Annotated in this window: 10 protein-coding genes and 1 pseudogene; 4 read left to right on the forward strand and 7 right to left on the reverse strand. The window is 57.5% G+C overall.

The features are described from left to right. The first annotated feature begins 297 nt into the window (after window positions 1-297). The 3 genes from XH88_RS36270 (at window position 298) to XH88_RS36280 (ending at window position 2,554) form a co-directional block, all read left to right on the forward strand. On the forward strand, window positions 298-594 hold the full coding sequence (locus XH88_RS36270) for a hypothetical protein (RefSeq protein WP_271672959.1): 297 nt from the start codon (window positions 298-300) through the stop codon (window positions 592-594). 524 nt (window positions 595-1,118) lie between these two features. After that, the gene (locus XH88_RS36275; RefSeq protein WP_271672960.1) at window positions 1,119-2,210 is read left to right on the forward strand and encodes an IS5 family transposase; all 1,092 of its coding nucleotides are present in this window, start codon (window positions 1,119-1,121) and stop codon (window positions 2,208-2,210) included. After that, window positions 2,210-2,554, forward strand: coding sequence for a hypothetical protein (locus XH88_RS36280; RefSeq protein ID WP_128948212.1), 345 nt, complete (start codon window positions 2,210-2,212; stop codon window positions 2,552-2,554). Before XH88_RS36275 ends, XH88_RS36280 begins: the two co-directional genes overlap by 1 nt. A gap of 901 nt (window positions 2,555-3,455) precedes the next feature. On the opposite strand, the gene XH88_RS36285 is transcribed toward XH88_RS36280, so the two are convergent. The 3 genes from XH88_RS36285 to XH88_RS36295 form a co-directional block, all read right to left on the reverse strand. Further along, the gene (locus XH88_RS36285) at window positions 3,456-3,992 is read right to left on the reverse strand and encodes a DUF2285 domain-containing protein (RefSeq protein WP_271672961.1); all 537 of its coding nucleotides are present in this window, start codon (window positions 3,990-3,992) and stop codon (window positions 3,456-3,458) included. Window positions 3,993-4,038: 46 nt separating this feature from the next. After that, window positions 4,039-4,233, reverse strand: a complete 195-nt coding sequence (locus XH88_RS36290) for a transcriptional regulator domain-containing protein (RefSeq protein WP_128948210.1) — start codon at window positions 4,231-4,233, stop codon at window positions 4,039-4,041. Window positions 4,234-4,396: 163 nt separating this feature from the next. Further along, entirely contained in the window at window positions 4,397-4,669 is a 273-nt protein-coding gene (locus XH88_RS36295) for a DNA -binding domain-containing protein (RefSeq protein ID WP_271672962.1), read from the reverse strand. Window positions 4,670-5,288: 619 nt separating this feature from the next. Here XH88_RS36295 and XH88_RS36300 point away from each other — a divergent pair. Next, window positions 5,289-5,563, forward strand: a pseudogene (locus XH88_RS36300) (helix-turn-helix transcriptional regulator). Between the two features lie 874 nt (window positions 5,564-6,437). Here XH88_RS36300 and XH88_RS36305 read toward each other — a convergent pair. The 4 genes from XH88_RS36305 to XH88_RS36320 all read right to left on the reverse strand — a co-directional run bounded on the left by XH88_RS36305 (window position 6,438) and on the right by XH88_RS36320 (window position 16,870). After that, the gene (locus tag XH88_RS36305; protein ID WP_271672963.1) at window positions 6,438-7,313 is read right to left on the reverse strand and encodes a TauD/TfdA dioxygenase family protein; all 876 of its coding nucleotides are present in this window, start codon (window positions 7,311-7,313) and stop codon (window positions 6,438-6,440) included. 1,166 nt (window positions 7,314-8,479) lie between these two features. Further along, window positions 8,480-9,904, reverse strand: coding sequence for an MATE family efflux transporter (locus tag XH88_RS36310; protein ID WP_271672964.1), 1,425 nt, complete (start codon window positions 9,902-9,904; stop codon window positions 8,480-8,482). Window positions 9,905-9,907: 3 nt separating this feature from the next. After that, on the reverse strand, window positions 9,908-16,351 hold the full coding sequence (locus XH88_RS36315; RefSeq protein ID WP_271672965.1) for a non-ribosomal peptide synthetase: 6,444 nt from the start codon (window positions 16,349-16,351) through the stop codon (window positions 9,908-9,910). Window positions 16,352-16,699: 348 nt separating this feature from the next. Then, window positions 16,700-16,870: a hypothetical protein gene (locus XH88_RS36320; protein WP_271672966.1), complete on the reverse strand. Its 171-nt coding sequence runs from the start codon at window positions 16,868-16,870 to the stop codon at window positions 16,700-16,702. Window positions 16,871-16,884 lie beyond the last annotated feature (14 nt).

Consider the following 16,884-nt stretch of genomic DNA (forward strand, 5'->3'; position numbering starts at 1 on the left):
GAAGTACGTGGTCCTCACCTTTTCAGGTCGTGCACCCCCAGCCCGGCAACCGCAGTGTTCTCCCTGGGCGCTGGTCTGTCCGTATCCTCAGATGCAACGATGACGAACAAGATTGACGCTTATTATCCGGTTTCCGACTTACAGAAGGCAACGTGCTCTGATGAGTCGCGCCCGAATGGCGCATTCCTGCTGCAGAGCGATTGAAGCTTTCGGAGTGGCTATTCACTGCTATCAGCGCCTCCATGACGAACATCGTCAATTTCAAGACGACTACGATATGCAGTGAAGGATTCAATCTTGCAGCGCCAGGTAAAATTTGTGATCAACACCAATGCCACAGCCACTCCGAGCTGGACATTCACCAGAGTTACCGTCAACCCTAGCGGCAACTTCCTGAGCTTGGATCGCACGAGGACAAACGATCTGACGATTACGCTGGGACCAGCCGTTCCGGGCGTCGTGGAAGCAACAAGAAATGGTCGGAGAATTGCGGTGGCAAGCCGCGTGCCTGACAGGCGCGCCGCTGACCTGCATCTCTCTGCTCAGATCGCGAACGGCATCGAAACCGGAGTGAGAAACGCACTAAATCGCTAGCTTGGGATATTTTCGAAATGGCCAAAGCACGGAAACCTAAATCTCGTCCTGTCGTCCCGGAGGGCTTCAACCGGGCTAGGACGCTGACTGAACCCGAGGCCCATGCGTTGGTTGCGCGCACAGCCGCATCGATGGCTCTCCCCCATACATCTGTGTCCCGGCCGGTCCTCCGCCCGCACCCTGCCTACGATATCGTCGCGCCCCGAAAACCGGCGCGTGTAGCATCCCTCTCTTTGGCGAAGTTATCGATTGTGCGGTCTGGCGAGCTGGCGGGATAGGCGCTGCCGCCGTACCTTAAGACTATGTCCGCGCCAACGAATTCTCGGCGTTGCCTCCCTCGCAAGTCATTTTGCGCGCACCTGACCATAAGTGCGCAGCTCCCAAGTCCAACGGACGAAATGAAGCTATTTGGTCTTCCAGGAAAGCTAGGAATAGCTGCTTCACCTAGCAAACTGTTGAAAAAGGTGCTCGCCGCCGACCAGCGACCGTGATTCATTGGCTCCGACGAGATTCGGAGATGATGCGTGCGCGGCGGCGACAATCGAACGGGCGAGCTGTTCAGCTACGTCGACCTGGAGGCGCGGGTGCGGCGTGACCATCCGCTGCGAGCGATCCGGACGATCGTGAACGAGGCGCTGTCGACGCTAGAGCGGGAGTTTACAGCCCTCTATTCGCCGATTGGGCGGCCGTCGATCCCGCCGGAGAAGCTGCTGCGGGCGATGTTGTTGCAGGCGTTGTATTTGATCCGCTCGGAGCGGCTTCTGATGGAGCGGCTGGAATACGACCTGCTGTTCCGCTGGTTCGTCGGAATTGGCGTCGACGACGCAGCCTGGGATCATTCGGTGTTCTCGAAGAACCGCGACCGGTTGCTGGAAGGCGACATCGCTGCCAAGTTCCTGGCGGCGGTGCTGGCGCAGCCCAAGGTGAAGAAGTTGCTGTCGAGCGATCATTTCTCGGTCGATGGCACGCTGATCGAGGCCTGGGCCTCGATGAAGAGCGTGAAGCCGAAGGATCGCTCTGGCGAGCCGCCGGCGCAAGGCGGCGGGCGCAATGCCGAAGCGGACTTCCACGGCCAGAAACGTTCAAACGACACCCATGCTTCGACCACCGATCCGGATGCCAGTCTCTGCCGCAAGGGAAAGGGCAAGGAGACGAAGCTGTGCTTCATCGGGCACGGGCTGATGGAGAACCGCCACGGCCTGCTGGTCGACGCCTGTCTGACGCGGGCCGACGGGCATGCCGAACGGGTGGCCGCGCTGCACATGATCCAACCCCGTGCCGACCGGCCAACAGCGATCACGCTTGGCGCCGACAAAGCCTACGACGCAGAAGACTTCGTCAACGAGCTGCGCTCGATGAACGTGACGCCGCATGTTGCGCAGAACACCAGCGGCCGCAGCTCTGCGATTGACGGGCGAACGACCCGGCACGGCGGCTATGCCGTCAGCCAGCGCATCCGCAAGCGCATCGAGAAGGCATTCGGCTGGATCAAGACGGTCGCCGGACAAGAGAAGACCCGATTCCGTGGCCGTGAACGCGTCGGATGGGCCTTTACCTTCGCTGCCGCCGCCTACAATCTGGTGCGGCTGCCCAAGCTGATCGCGGAGGCCGGCTGATGACCAAGGTGCCCGGCTATGCCAAGGCCTTTGCTGGCCGCTGGCGCATCGTCGAAATGGACAACTGGGACAGCGACTTCCTCGACCTCGTCGAACAGGCGCATCTCACCTTCAAGGGCAAGTCCGACGGTGAAATTGCCTTCGGTGCGCTGAAAGGCTTCCTCGATGTCCGCTACGGCGCGCGAGACGGTTCGGCCTGCGCGGAGTTCTCATGGGAGGGGCACGATGAGAATGACCCCGCCTGCGGTCGCGGATGGGCTATGATCGGCACTGTGGGCAGGCTCGTCGGCCACTTCTACATACACAATGGCGACGATTCAGCCTTCGTTTGCGAACGCGGCTGAGTTCTTCAACAGCCTGCTAGGTCGCCGCGCGGCGCTGCATTCACTGATGACATCTGGCTAGGAAGATATCGCTCTTGATCGAACAGCTGGAGCTTAGCTTGGCAGCGCGAACCTTTCGTATAACTCGACAGTCGGAGCGAGTGTGGAGCGGAGGGGAAAATGTCGGATTGGTTGAAGTATTGGGCGATGATCGCGCTTTAAGCCGTTGACGCCCCCTGTTGGCTTTAATCGTGGCGTGAGCCCACTTACCAGCGCGAAAACAACCGCTGAAGCGATAGCTCGCGTTTGACGATCCGGATCTTGCGGCAGCCGACAAGTTCCGCCTTGAGCAGTCAACGTACAACAAAGAGGTACAAACTCTCATTCAGCAAGTCATGAACGATTCCAGCAGAATCGCAGCAGCGTCATGAAAGGCGACTAAAGTTAATCACCATCTTAGGTGAGCTTCGAGCTTCTGCAACGCAGCCAGTCTTCCTCAATTCACGGAGCGAAGGCCGCCGCAAGATCTCAGTCAGCAACACTTGTCTCCACATCTCTTCTTCGGATAGTTGCAGGCGTCGCCGCTAAAATCGGGACCGAATGCCTCCCATGTAGTGCCTGTAAACCTCATCATCCGAGCTCCCCTTATCGGCGAGAAGTCACTCTTGCTTGTATTTAGAGTCTAGCGGTAGACCTCGATCGGGTACAGCGGGAGATCAATGCTCAAGTTGAGAGGCCTCAACTTAAGAAAACCATTCGAGCACAGTCGACAAAGCCTACGGAGATGGCGCTGCTCTGGTGCAGCAATCAAGACGCCAACGGTTACACGTCGGAGCTCAAAGACTTTATCCTGGCCGCCATCGTACCATGGCAGGAGAAGAATTGGCTGACGCGGAAGGTAGGCCATTTTAGCCGCAACCCTTTACTTGTCATCCCTGCCACTGCGTCTGTCGAGCAATGCTCGCCAGCGAAGGCGTATGAGGCGTCGCCCCAGCTTAACAAGTCGAATGGTTCGGCTGCGCAAATCGTCTGTTTTCCAGGCGCGCTCGGCAAGACGATGACTTCCAAACAGGCCTTGCGCGATTTGGCGATAGCTATTTCCTTCCTGCCATCCATCCACTGCCCGCAACGCCAGGATCAGCCGACGCCGCTTCAAAGCAGGCAAAGCAAGTGGCGGCTCGCCGAGCGCCCGACGCTCAAGGGCAAGCCAAAATCGACGTGCGGCCCCCAGCCGAAGCTCGAAATCGGCATCGAGCGGCAGATCAACGACGACAGCATATCCGCTCGCCGGAAGCTCTCTTAGCCAAAGGCGATGCTTCGTGCCCCCGAGCGGCACGATCGCATGCCATCCATCCGGCGCACGGCGAAGCTCGCCGCCCGCCAGATTGTCGAAATCGAGCTGATAACTTTCGGGCGCAATGCGGTTGGCCGCCCGCACAGCCAGTACCGTCGGCAGCACCTCAGGTGCCCAAAAGATTGCTTGCTTGTCGAAAGTCTTTTGCGGATCAGCAGGAAAACGAAAGCCCCCACTTGCGTCGGAACTGGCCCGCCGCTGCGCTTGAACGTTCGCGGCGAGATAGCCGCTGATAATCCTCTTGGTAGTCGCGATCCCGGCGCAGCCACTCCCAGGCCAGGTCGGCAGCATCCGCCTTCTTCAGGCCGCTGTACGCTTCCTCAGATCTCCAGTCAGTATTCGGCATCGCACCTTTCCCGCACAATCTTCAGACGCGGCGAAATGCATCCGATGATTGTGGCTCTTTCCGGTGCTTGCTTGTCGTGCGCGCGCCTTGCACGCACTTAATCGATGGAATGATCAACTTTTACGATCGCGACGCATTCCGGCGCCCCTGACCTCCGCGCTGATCATTGCTTTGGCCAACCGCTACGTAGCAGATCGCGATAGCCGTGGCCCGCTAGCCACTTGGCCCGCGTCAGATGACTTTCGAATGTGCGGCGCGCACGATCCGGTTCAGCGGTGGGATCAAGCCCAAGCACAATTCGCGCGATTTCGCGCCAATCTGCCTTGTCCGCGTCCGCATCAAGAAGTCGCATATAGGCAACAGCATGCTCCTTGTCATATGACGTGAGCTCGTCGACGTTGGGCGCCAATTCTGCGATCTTCGGCTCGGCTGGCACTGCCTGAAACTCCTACCCAGCTGAAAAATCTAGCGAAATCAGACCAACGATAACTACTTTGAGGTCGTTTTGGTACCTGCCCAATGGTCGCACGCCAACCTCCTTTTCGCGCTGAGATGGCAATCGCATATTGGCTCACATTGACCTGGTGGCTCCATCCTGCGCTTTCCCTTGTTCATCGCAATCCATACCGGAAGGGATTGCAGATGTGCCCTACAACTAGGTTGTCCTTGCTGTTCCTGGCGGAAGGCATGGTGGTTCATGGTGACAGGCCCGCTCGCACTTGTGAAAGGCAATAACCAGAACCAGCGAACTGAGAATATTCGTTTCCCTTTCGAGCCACAGTTGAACATTCGTCCTACTAATCGCGCTCCCGGGAAAACGCCGCAGGCAATCTCTGAGCGCGATTCCCTCTTTGCCGCTAATGGCAAGCTATTGCCCCACGAGAACGCTTGTGATGGTTTAACGAGAAGACGACACGCGCTAGCTGCGTCTGCATCTCACCGTTGCCTGATTCCTCGAAGCAATTGGGGAGGACGGCCACTGCTCGTGCGAGCCTATCGTAATAGTCTGGCTATAACCAGTGGTTTCATAATCGTCGAAATAGCTGCCTCTGCGCATGAATGCTCGTGCGCTTGTGGTCTGGAATGTGCGCCGGATCCGCGTAGAGCGCGGCATTCCGCAAGAGCAATTGGCCTATGATGCCGGGATCGACCGCTCATACATGGGGCGCATTGAGCAGAAGAAAGACAACCCGACCATTGATCTCCTGGACCGTATCGCCGTGACCTTGGGTATTCCGAATTGTTCGCTGAGCCGGTCAGGGGTGCGATGCCCCCCAAGCCGATGCCTAGAGGACGCAAACCGGCGCGCCCCTGTCGGAACAGGACATAATTATTGTCGGAGCCATGTTTCAGCTAAGGACGGGAGGGAGCGAGCCGGAGCGGCGCACGTGCTCCCTTCGATCTACAGCCGACCATTCTGCTCTCCTGCTTCAGCCCATGTCGTCCCAGCAGGGTTCCACCTAGCGTCCCCCGGGGCAGCCCGTCGTAAGGCCGAGCATCTTCAAAATGAGGGCTTGCGCCGCTCCGAAGAGTCTCTTTGGAGCTGTGGTCGGTTTGTCGGCTGGGGTTCGGGTGATCGCAACGCCAAAACCAAGAGAGGTCCGCGAGAGCATGGAGGGACTTGCTACCCTGGTGCGTAAGAGCATGAGACTCCGTCGTCCAGAGTTGTCGGTCGGAGGATCAAGCTGGCGTGCGGCTCGAGGACGGGACCTTTCCGTTGGCCGAAGATCGGGAAGCTGTGGTGCCCATGCAGGGGCGCAATTTAGGCGCTCCTGGAAAGGCTCGACTGGCCGTTTGTTTATGGGACCCGTAAGACGCCGGCACGATCGCGAGCGGGATAGTTTCAGCCGGCGCCGGGCGCTGTGAGTCAAGGCCATCCGACGCGTCGCGAGATGGTGGCGAATATGGTCTGAATTGGGTGTGAGCTAGGCTGGGCCTGACTATCCCGATGCGATGAAGGGGATGCTGAGCGAGAGCCAACGCTGGCGTTAGATCATCAAAAATGCAGCGTCATCGGTTTGACCGGCGAGCAGAGACGATGCCTGAAGATCAATGCTGTTGGACCTGGAAGAAGCCTACCAGGTGGCAGCTGCGCCCGTTGGCCGGTCTGGCGCATAAGAAGGCCGGCTCCGCTCGACATCGCAGGGCTGCAACTTAGTGTTAGGTCTGCCGGCGTCTTATGAATCCGGGAGATGCGGAGAATGTCAGGCAGCCTTTGCGGCCCTTGATTTTGGCCGCTTCACGTGCCGTACGCGGGCGTCAATCGCAAGCTGGTCCATGGCCCAGTGAGGACTGCCGATTTTGCTGACAGGGTACGGCTCAGTCGCGCGATTGTCCCAGATTACGACGTCGCCTGATTTCCAGTTCCAGCACAGGGTGTTCTGCGGGGCGGTGAGATAGGATTGCAGCCGTTCAAACAGTCTTTGGCTGGGGTAGCGCTGCAGGCCGACAAAGTCCTTCACGAAACGACCGAGCGATAGCATGCGTTCGCCGGTCTCGGGATGAACACGAACAATCGGATGTGTCGTTTCGTAGATCGCTCCAGTGGATACGCCACACCAAGGCCGCTTGTTGGATTCGGTGGCGCTTCCTGTCGCAGTGAGATCAGATGCGACGAAGCTCACAGCCCAGAGGTTATCTGCGAGCATCCGCAGGGGATCGGGAAGATCAAGATAAGCGGCCGCCTTGCTCGACCAAGCAACGTCGCCGCCAAAAGGCGGGACCGCTGCGAGCCGCAGCACCGAAATGCCTGTGGCTACCCGCTCATCGTTCATCTGGTTGCGATCACTGCAGGCGCGATCAGACAGCTCCTGCCGGATCGTTAAACCACCCATTGTGCCCGCCATTGTGGGATTCGGTATCAGCGAGCCGAGCCGGAGCACAAAACGCTGCTGCTGTGCATCGTCGAGATGTCCCTGATCACGGAAAAAGATGAACTTATGCTCTAGCAGAAGCCGGTTGAACGCGACGATGACATCGTCAGGCAAATCGTCCGACAGCGCAATGTTCTTGATTTCGGCACCAAGCCGGCCCGCGTACTTGACGATGTCTGCTCGCGGAATGACATTTTCAACAGCCATTGTTCCACTCATGACGGCGCCTCTTTCTGTGGATGTCTAAACGAGCTCAGTGGTGGTCGCGTCCGGCGACAAACCCGGCAGAACAAGCTTGATGCTACAGCCCCGAATTGTCTGAGCATGGGTCACCGCGCCGCTCAATTAGACGACTGAATTCTGAAGGACACTCGCACATGAGACCACCAGATCGATTTACAGGCTGATCAACAATGCAGATCATAGACGCAATCCATGTCCCGTCCATGAAACGAAACCAGCTTTCTTTTTGAGCTCGCGCAACGTTCGCCTCTTCCCAGAACTCATGCTTGGAAAATCCTCGAACAACGACTTCGTCATACCTCATTCATCCCGCAAGGCCTCATGCGCAGGATGAAGATTAGAACGGGTTCGCGGCATGCACCCGCGAAGCGGATAGGACCCACCGCCCCGAAAACGAACTCTACCTCAAGCTGTATAACATCTCTTAAACTACTTCAACGGGCTCCCAATCATATTTTTGCGAATTGGAGTTGTTCAATGCGCGACGTTTCATCAGCTGATCACTTACTGTCATGCCTTGGACTAGCGGAAGAAGCGCAAAATAAGCAGGCTGCAACCTCCGATGCATCTTAACAACGGACTTAATCCCTCGATTTTCGAAATTTGCGCTCGGCACGAATGCGTCGTCCCCGTGATGCCGTGTCTTTCGTTCTACCCGGAGACGTAGATTTTCCTTACGGCGTGCATGCCGCTTGGCTTCGCGGCCGTTGAGCACGCACATCGAAACAGAGCGCCCACGGCCAGGAACATCGCTCCGAAGGCGCCTTTGCGTTCTCAGACTGCAAGCCGCAAAATCCGGCTGCCTATCTTGCCTCACTATGAGCGAAACGACACTGAAGGGCGGTCGGATTTCAGATCATAAGCCACGGATGTAGCTTCTTCATGAACGCTCTCTCTTGTCCTTGGCTTGAGATCGAGTGCTCGCCAAGACTAGGCGCGACGTCGACCTCACCGCGGGGCCACCCGCGCGCGAGGTTCGCGTGTGCAACATTCGGCTTTGCCTTCATCGCAATCGCAGCGATAAAGATGGATACATAGCGACTCGCTCTTGCACATCACACCAGTTTTGGAGCCATCCCCTCGCCGGCCATGCAGGCTTAAATGCCGGCTCCGATGATCTCCTTGTCAGATCAAAGAGCACTTTCGATTCCTGGCTGAATGTGCCGGTCCGCTTGTCTGAGCTCAGCGAACTGGCGGAACATGACAAACAGCGCGATCATTCCGGCGCCCAGCTCAGCGATGGCTTGACTGGCCAACACTCCGCTAAAGCCCGATATGACAGGGAATATCAGTACGGCCGGTATGAAGAGATATCCATGCCTCGCGAAAGACACAACCGCGCTGAGGCGTGCTCTGCCGAGCGACTGAAGCATTGTCGTCACGAAACACTGAATACCGAAGAGTCCAAAAAACAGATGAAAGATGATGCAGGTCGAGACGGCAATTTCGGTGACCTTATCGCTATCGCTGAACAACCTGACCAACGGCCGGACAAAAAGCATAACGGCTGTGGAATACGCAAAGGAAAGCGCAACCGTGATGGATAGCATGAACTTCGCGACCCTCAGTACACGGGCAAGGTCGCGGGCGCCCCAACCAAACCCCAGGACAGCTTGAGAGCCGATACAAAAACCCGTGATAGGCAGCGCCCCGATTGTCAGGATTCTTACAGCTATTCCCACCGCCGCGACGAACTCGTCACCGAATCGGGCAGCGGCTCCGTACAAGAACATACCGGCAAGAGCAGATAAGATACTTGTCGCGGTCGCCGGCGCCCCAATGAACGCGAGCTCTCTGATGCGATCTACCCGCAACGAGACCTGAGAGATTCTGACGAAGACAGTGCCCCACCCCTTGGTAAAATATCCGATGTAGAGGCTTATCGCAGCGATCTGAGATAGGAGCGTTGCTAGGGCCGCGCCTCGCACACCCAAGTCCAGCAAGAATATAAAAATGGGATCAAGCAAGGCGTTCAATATGAAAGCGCTCAGCATCGTCCACATACTGAATCGTGTGTTGCCTTCAGCTCTTGCGATGAAGCCGCTGACAATATTTAGGAGCATCAAAGTGGACCCCGGCAAAAGGATCGTGGCGTAGTCGAGCGCGATGGGAAGGATGGTTGGAGTTGCCCCGAGTGCGACGAAGATGCCTCGTAGGCCCAGAAGCAGTCCGACCGTCATGATCACTCCGATCGGAGCGGCGAGCGCGAGTGCCGTACTCGCACCTCGACTAGCCTCCAACTCATTACCAGCACCAAGATGACGAGATATGAAGGATGCAGTACCCACACCGATCCCGTCTCCCGCCGCCGCGAGCAGGATAATGATCGGCATAGTCATGCTCACGGCTGCGATCGCCTGCGCACCAAGTGAGCCAACAAAGATAGCGTTGAGGAGCTGCTGTAACGCGCTGATCGACAACCCGATAACAGATGGAATGGCAAGCCGAAGGAGAAGGCTCGGGAGCTTTTGATCCGATAGATCCACGAGCCGGCTTTTCTTCGGCATCGCATCGCTATCGCCTTTGACGACGGGCTCCGCATTCCGGTCATCCATGATTCACAACGTCCTCAGCGCTACGAATTCATTGATCGTCTGCAACAGCTCCTGTTGCAAGACCGTGCAAAGATGGCGTGTCACCTCATAGTCGACCATGCTCGGATCATACGTGGCGTCAATCTGTAGATCGCCCGATTGATATCCGACATCGAACCAGAAGAGGTGGATCGCCGCCGCTTGATGCATGTGTTCGCCGATCCAAAGTGGATAAGGGTCTGTGTCCAGAAAACGGCGTGGGAAGTGGCGCTGCAAACGGGCGCGATAATTCACCCCAATTCTGGGCAGTGGCAGGCGATCGAGCCGACACCGCATGGCTGGATCTCGGTTTAGGAATTTCAGGGCCCGAAAGCCTATTCCCTCACGCGGCAGCGCATTGCGCTGCCGGTATATCAAACGAGCACGGTCGCAACGCGACTCCCGTCCTGTGACATTCAATGAAAGCGGAACGAGCTCGCTGATAAGGCCAATGATCTGAGATGAATCGAAATCGTCAAACAGCCGACCTCGTGTCGAGGTCAGGCTATCAATCCAGAGCGAATAGTTGCCGAACAAGGCGCCAAACGCACCGGACAGGGCAGCAAGAAACACATCAAAGTCCTGACAATGCGCTGATCTGGCTCCAATACTGAGGAGACCCGCTGTTGCTTCCCCGTCGATCTCAAGATGGTACTTGGCCTGATCTAGCGAACGGCCGTTCGCAGCCTCCCGACGACCTCCGACACTTGCATCGTGAAGCTCTCTCGCGCTTCCTTCTGCAACACTCGTGCCGCGCGATGACGCGTCGCTCACACGCAAGTTGAATTGGTCGTAGTCGATGTCCTCCCAGTGCTTGAGTTCGTCTGGTGCTTCGCTGTTCGCGTAGTGCTCGAGGCGCTTCAACCAGGGAGAGAGCCTTTGTACGGTCTCGGGACCATTCACATCGTGGCCTGCAGCAAGAGCTTGGTATGCGCCCTCCAATGCTTCCAGAAATAGCCGATAGCCCATCCCATCCGCTACGAAATGATGCATCAGCACCAGCAGATAGTAATCGCCGCTTTCCGAAGTACGGAAGGCCACGACGTGAACAAGAGGCGTGTGGCCGTCAAACCGAAACATGTGTTGACGTCTTGCCGAGACGCTCTCGATTGTCCTGCGCTGGTCTGGGCCGGTCATCCGGACGAGATCGATCTCCTCCACGATACGCTCGGCCGGACAAGGCCCAATCCTCAGCCGTAGTCCATCTTGGGTTCGGGCAACGCGGAGCCTGAGGCCCTCGTGCCTCTCGATGATATGGGCCAGAGCGCGGTCCAGGATCTTGATGTTCAGGATACCGCCGCGCAAGAAGAACAGATCGCCGATGTTAAAATGCTCGTCAAAGCCGACAAGAGAATTCCAAAACGATATTACGGGGGGCACAGGCAGTAAGCCGTCGGCGGAAGCCACGTTGTGGGGTGCCGCCTCCGCTTCCCCGGCCGCCAACTCCCTGATGGTCGGTGTTCGATAAACCTGGTTGACGGTGAGATTCAGCCCGGCTTTGCGCGCCAGCGTGACGCAACGTACGCTTAGAAGAGAATCGCCGCCGATATCAAAGAAACTGCTGTCGATTCCCACCCCCTTGGCGCCTAATAGATCCTCCCAGATCCGAGCAAGAACTCGCTCGTTTTTGGTGCGGGGCTCAGCAGATGGACTAGTTTCTATCTCGCGGTAAGGAACGGAGGAAAGGCGAGCACGGTCTATCTTTCCGCTTGTCGTCAGGGGAACACTGTCAACCAACCTGAAGGCTGTGGGAACCATGGGAGATGGCAATCTGTTGCGCAGGTGGGCGAGAATCTCTCCAGTGCTTAGATTCTCCCGAGCGGGCACCACGCTCGCCGTCAAGCGGCGATCCCCATCGATGCCTTCTGCGAAGACCGCGGCCTTTGCGATTGCCGGATGAGACTCAAGGGCAAATTCGACCTCCTCCGGCTCGATGCGAAAGCCCCTCACCTTGATCTGGTTGTCCGATCGGCCGCAAATCTCGAGAAGGCCGCTGGTTGAGATGCGTGCGATGTCCCCACTTCGATAAAGCACGTCGTATTGTCCGCCATCATACGGATTAGGCACGAAGCAGCGGTCAGTCCGATCTTGATCCCGCCAATACCCAGCGCTGAGACAGCGGCCCGCGATGCACAGTTCGCCGGGGGCTCCAACAGGCACTCTCTTCAATCGAGACTCGAGCACGTAGAGTTTGACGTTGTCGATTGGCCGCCCCACCGGGACAAGCGCGGAGTTGTCATCGGCATCCGACGTTTCGTGCACGGCTGCATTGGACGCACATTCCGTCGCACCATAAAAGTTCCACAAGGGCACGCCGGGAAAAGACCCGCGCCAGCGAGCGGGCAGCGAGGAAGGCATCGGTTCGGCGCTGCTTGTGACCAATCTCAAGGCGGTCCTTTGCGGTTGCCGTTCCTGGGACCCGATGATACCGGACAGGAGTGGCGGAGAGGCGAAAAAGCGTGTCACACGATGTTTTGTCAAACTGCACAACAAGAGATCCGGATCTAGCACCTGCCGTTGAGTGAGGATCAGCGTGGGCACACCTCTCAGAAGTCCACCAAAATACTCCCAAGCGGACGCAACAAGGGAAGCGGACTTCTGGACAACCATCACGTCGGTACTATCGAAGGGAAAGCGTCGCCACATCCAGTTCAGCCGATTGAGAATGGCGGATTCCGGAATAAGAACCCCCTTCGCCCGCCCTGTTGAGGACGACGTGTATATAAGGCTCGCAATTTGGTGATCTGAGGGTGAGTCGCTGGATTCGAAATTATCCGTCAGCGCCTTGCACCTGTCTAACGTCAATAGACAAATCGAAGGTATGTCAAAGCCAGGCTCCGTGGTATTTGCGTGAACCAACACCTTTGCCTGACTATCTCGTAGGATATGTTGGATCCTATCAGGCGGATAATCCGGGGGTATCGGCACGACGATAGAATGCAAAGCTCGCGCCGCCAGCATAACAGCGGCAACGTCAGGCGACCGGTCGACCAGCATGGCGACCATATCGCCAGCGCCCACGTCCAAATCCCGCAGGAAGGACCTGATAGCTGCTACGCGCTCACGCAGCTGGCCGAATGTGACCTCCCCGAACTCGCCAAAATATGCTACCTTGCTGTCATTGGAGACACTGGTCTGCTCGAAGGCTTCAACAAGCAGACATTCAGACTCATATGGCTGCCTGGACCCCTCCAGCGAGTTCAGTACAGTGACGTCTGACGCGCTGAGGCAGCTCAGCTCCTCAATGGGCGCAAGCGGTTTGTCAACGCAGGCGGCAATCAGACAGCGCAGATTGTTGGCCATGCGAACAACTAGATCACTCGAAAATATGCCTTCCGCATACGCCAGCTGGAGCGCAATTTCATCGCCGTGATCTTGCGCGTACAATGTTAGGTCGAATTTGACATAGCCTGTGTCGTACTCGCGGAATGTCAGAGCCAACTCGTCCCGACCAGCGGGTTCGGCGGCCTCGGAGTACATGTTGAACATGACCTGGAAGATCGGTGATCGACCCGGTTCGCGACATAACCTTGTGTCCCTGACCATCCATCCGAATGGATAGGCCGAATTTGCGATGGCATCGCTGACCAGGGCCTGGATGCGGGTGGCATGAGCAGCAAAGGATTGACCGGCATCGATCACGGCACGGATCGGCAGCATATTCAGGAAAAAGCCGATGATGTCGGCGCTGCCAGGTTGATCCCGTACAGCGTGTGGCATGCCGACGACAATATCGTCCTGACCGCTATACATTCGTAGCAGCAGCTGGAAGCACGCCAGGAGTGTTGTCGACGTGGTGCAGCTAGTCTGGCGCGCAAATTCTCTTACCCGACTGGATAGATCGCTGCCAAGCAGCACTGGATGCGAGCCGCCGCGGTATGAATTCGTTTGCGGGCGCGCCCTTCCAAGCGAAAGCACCGGTGGATCATCACCAATCTGACGGCGCCAATAATGACGTTGGCTCTCCAGCGCCTCTGGCGGAACGTGTTGTGTTTCCCACACCGCGTAGCTCGAGAGTGACGCACGGTTCTCTGGGCAAAACGCCACGGCATTTACGTATCTTTGCTGAAGATCTCTGAGCAGCACAGAAATGGACCAGGCATCGACGATGATTTCATGAGCTGTGATCAATATTAGATGGTTGTCGGGACCAAGCCGGACCATGCGCGCGCGAAACAAGTGGCCTTGCCGGAGATCAAAACTGTCGTTCAGCTCCGTTCGCCGGAGCTGTTCGATGAGCTCCTCAGCTTCCTGCGACGTGAGGTGAGATCCATCAGTCAATTCAAGACTGGTACATGGCGGAGCATCAAAACATTGAGCCGGACCGTCTTCGTCGATAAAGCGGGCCGAAAGTGCCTGGTGGGAATGAACGACATCGGTCCAGGCCCGCTTCAACCGAGCTAGATCGATGCTTCCCCTAATTCGCAGGCCGCCTTGAATGATGTAGTTCCTGGCAGATGGATCGAGCTGGGAGAGAAACCATAGGTGCTCCTGAACTCGCGTCAGAGGCGATCGGCTGAGCCTTCCGTACGTCAGGGCTGTGCAGGGCTTGGACTCGGCTGGAGCCGCGATCGAAGCGGCAAGAGACCGAATCGTCCCATTCAGGACCATCCTGAAATCCGCTTTCACTCCGAGCAGAGTCTGCAACTGTCCCAATATGAGCATTGCCCGCAGCGAGTCTCCGCCGAGGCTTATGAACTGGTCATTCACACCAATCTTCTCAATGCGCAAAATGCCGGACCAGATTTTGCGCAGTCGGGCTTCGAGGTCTGTTTGCGGCTCCTCGAATGGCGTTGGCAATGGAGGACGAACACTGGTCGGGTCGGGCAACGCTCCAAAATCGACCTTTCCGTTCCTGGTCAGTGGAATACCGTCCACGTGAATGACTCTTTCTGGGAGCATGTAGCTGGGAAGCGCCTCGGCAAGGAAGTTCTGGAGCTCGCTTTCCGCCAGTTCAGCTGGAGCTGACACATAGGCAATTATTCGCCGCGTTCCGGCTTCCGCCTCGCCTCGGGCTATATCTCGCGCCGTGAGCTTTACGCCTGCGCAGACGGAGGCGACAGCGGCAGCGCCATGCACCGAGGGATGAGCGGACAAACGAGCCTCGATTTCTCCCAGCTCGATTCTATGCCCGCGAATTTTGACCTGACGATCCCGTCGACCGAGACATTCCAAAAGGCCGTCGGAACGAAGGCGCCCAAGATCACCTGTCCGGTATAGGCGCCGGAACGACGGATCGTTTGAGAACGGGTTTGGCCGAAAGGCATCCTTGGTGCGGACATCGTCATTGGCGTAACCGGCAGCGACACCAACGCCACTCACACAGATTTCGCCGACCTCCCCCACGTTGCACAGCCGCAGTCCGTCGGCGACGTAAACCTTAACGTTATGAAGCGGTCTGCCGATCGGTACATAAAGCTCAGCCAGCGCAGGCGGCACGGAAACCAGATGATGCGTAACGCCGTCCGCGCACTCGGTCGGCCCGTAGTGATTGAGGATGGGGACGCGGGGATATAAGCCAAGCCACTCACGTGCCAATCCGGGTGTTAGCGGTTCTCCGACCGTAGAAATAATCCGCAAACCATCCAGAGCTCGCTCCGCCGGAGCAAGTGACTGCAGATACTCAACAAACACTGCGAGCATCGACGGAACGAATTGGATAACCGAAGCGCCGCTTCCTTGAATTGCTTGGAGGAGGCACAATGGCGATCTCAATGTTGCATCATCAATGATCGCGCTAGAGGCTCCGACGCAAAGCCCAGCCAGAAGCTGCCACAGCGAGATATCAAAGCAATGCGACGCCGTTTGAGCGACGCAATCCGTCCGAGTGAGACTTAGATCGTCGATCTTTGCCGCCAAATGATTGTTTAGGGCGCCGCGCTCAATCATTGCGCCCTTAGGCTGGCCCGTCGAACCAGACGTAAACAGAATGTAGGCGAGTCCACCCTCGCTCGGCGATGGCACCACAGACAAAGTCTGGCCCTGGCGCAGCGCCGCCGCTATCGCTATGAATTGCGTGGCGCCTTTGCTGCTCGCCTGCAATAGGCTCAGCGAAACCGGCTGGTCTCGGCCAATCACCAGAGCGCAGCGGCTCTGCTCGATCATGAATGATGTACGAGAAGCCGGTAACGATGGATCGAGCGGCAGGTACGTTGATCCAGCTTTCAATATTGCGACGACCGCCGTCGCCCAGTCGAGGTCCCGCTCCCCCCAATAGCCGACAACCGCCCCTTGAGCGCCCTGCTCTCGTAAGGTCCTTGCAAGGGCATCCGATCTTAATCGTAGCGCCTCATATGTGAGTTCGTCTGCGCCGTACCTCAGCGCAACCCTCTCCGGATCCGATCCTGCAAGTCGATCGATCGCCGCGATCGCGTTGAGCGGTTGACGTTCTACCGACCGATTTTTGCCTGGTTGATTTTCCGTAGGCACGCGCCCCGCCGTTCGTCGCTTCTGCGGCGTTCAAATCAGAGCGCCAACGCTCCTGATCGAGGTGTGCACTGCGTAGCCACCCTGATTCCGCCGGTCATAACCGTTCGTTCGTATCTTGGCTTCTCGTAACTTCTGTTTCCTCGATGATCGGCAGAGGAACGCGGGCGCACGGTAGGACCCCGAGTTCGCTTTGGCACCTACCGACTCTTGTAGCGAGGTCGAAGCCGAGCTCGCTCACGCCACCAGATCGGCCCCGCTCTCGGCGCCTTCCGCTACGGCGCGCGCGCCGTAGCTCTGCGCCGGTTCGACGACGTGACGGCACATCGTGCGTTTCAGCCGTTCATTGCCTTAGCCGGCGACGAATTGCCGGTCGGCTTTCAGCTTGATGAACGGAATCCTGTCCAGTCCCATCAGCTCCGGCCAGTTGGCGCCGAGATTGTCGATCGACAGGGCGATATTGTGGAAAGTCATCTCACGAGCGATCTCGGCCAGAAAATCGAGGTCGTGAGGCTTTCTCACACACGGTGCCGGCA

It is taken from the genome of Bradyrhizobium sp. CCBAU 51627, assembly GCF_028128765.1.
Taxonomy (GTDB): domain Bacteria; phylum Pseudomonadota; class Alphaproteobacteria; order Rhizobiales; family Xanthobacteraceae; genus Bradyrhizobium.

Excerpts from the sequence above, each read along its gene's own strand:
- XH88_RS36305 (WP_271672963.1), bottom strand. The coding sequence starts at position 7,313 with ATGGCTGTTGAAAATGTCATTCCGCGAGCAGACATCGTCAAGTACGCG.
- XH88_RS36280 (WP_128948212.1), top strand. The coding sequence starts at position 2,210 with ATGACCAAGGTGCCCGGCTATGCCAAGGCCTTTGCTGGCCGCTGGCGC.
- XH88_RS36290 (WP_128948210.1), bottom strand. The coding sequence starts at position 4,233 with ATGCCGAATACTGACTGGAGATCTGAGGAAGCGTACAGCGGCCTGAAG.
- XH88_RS36310 (WP_271672964.1), bottom strand. The coding sequence starts at position 9,904 with ATGGATGACCGGAATGCGGAGCCCGTCGTCAAAGGCGATAGCGATGCG.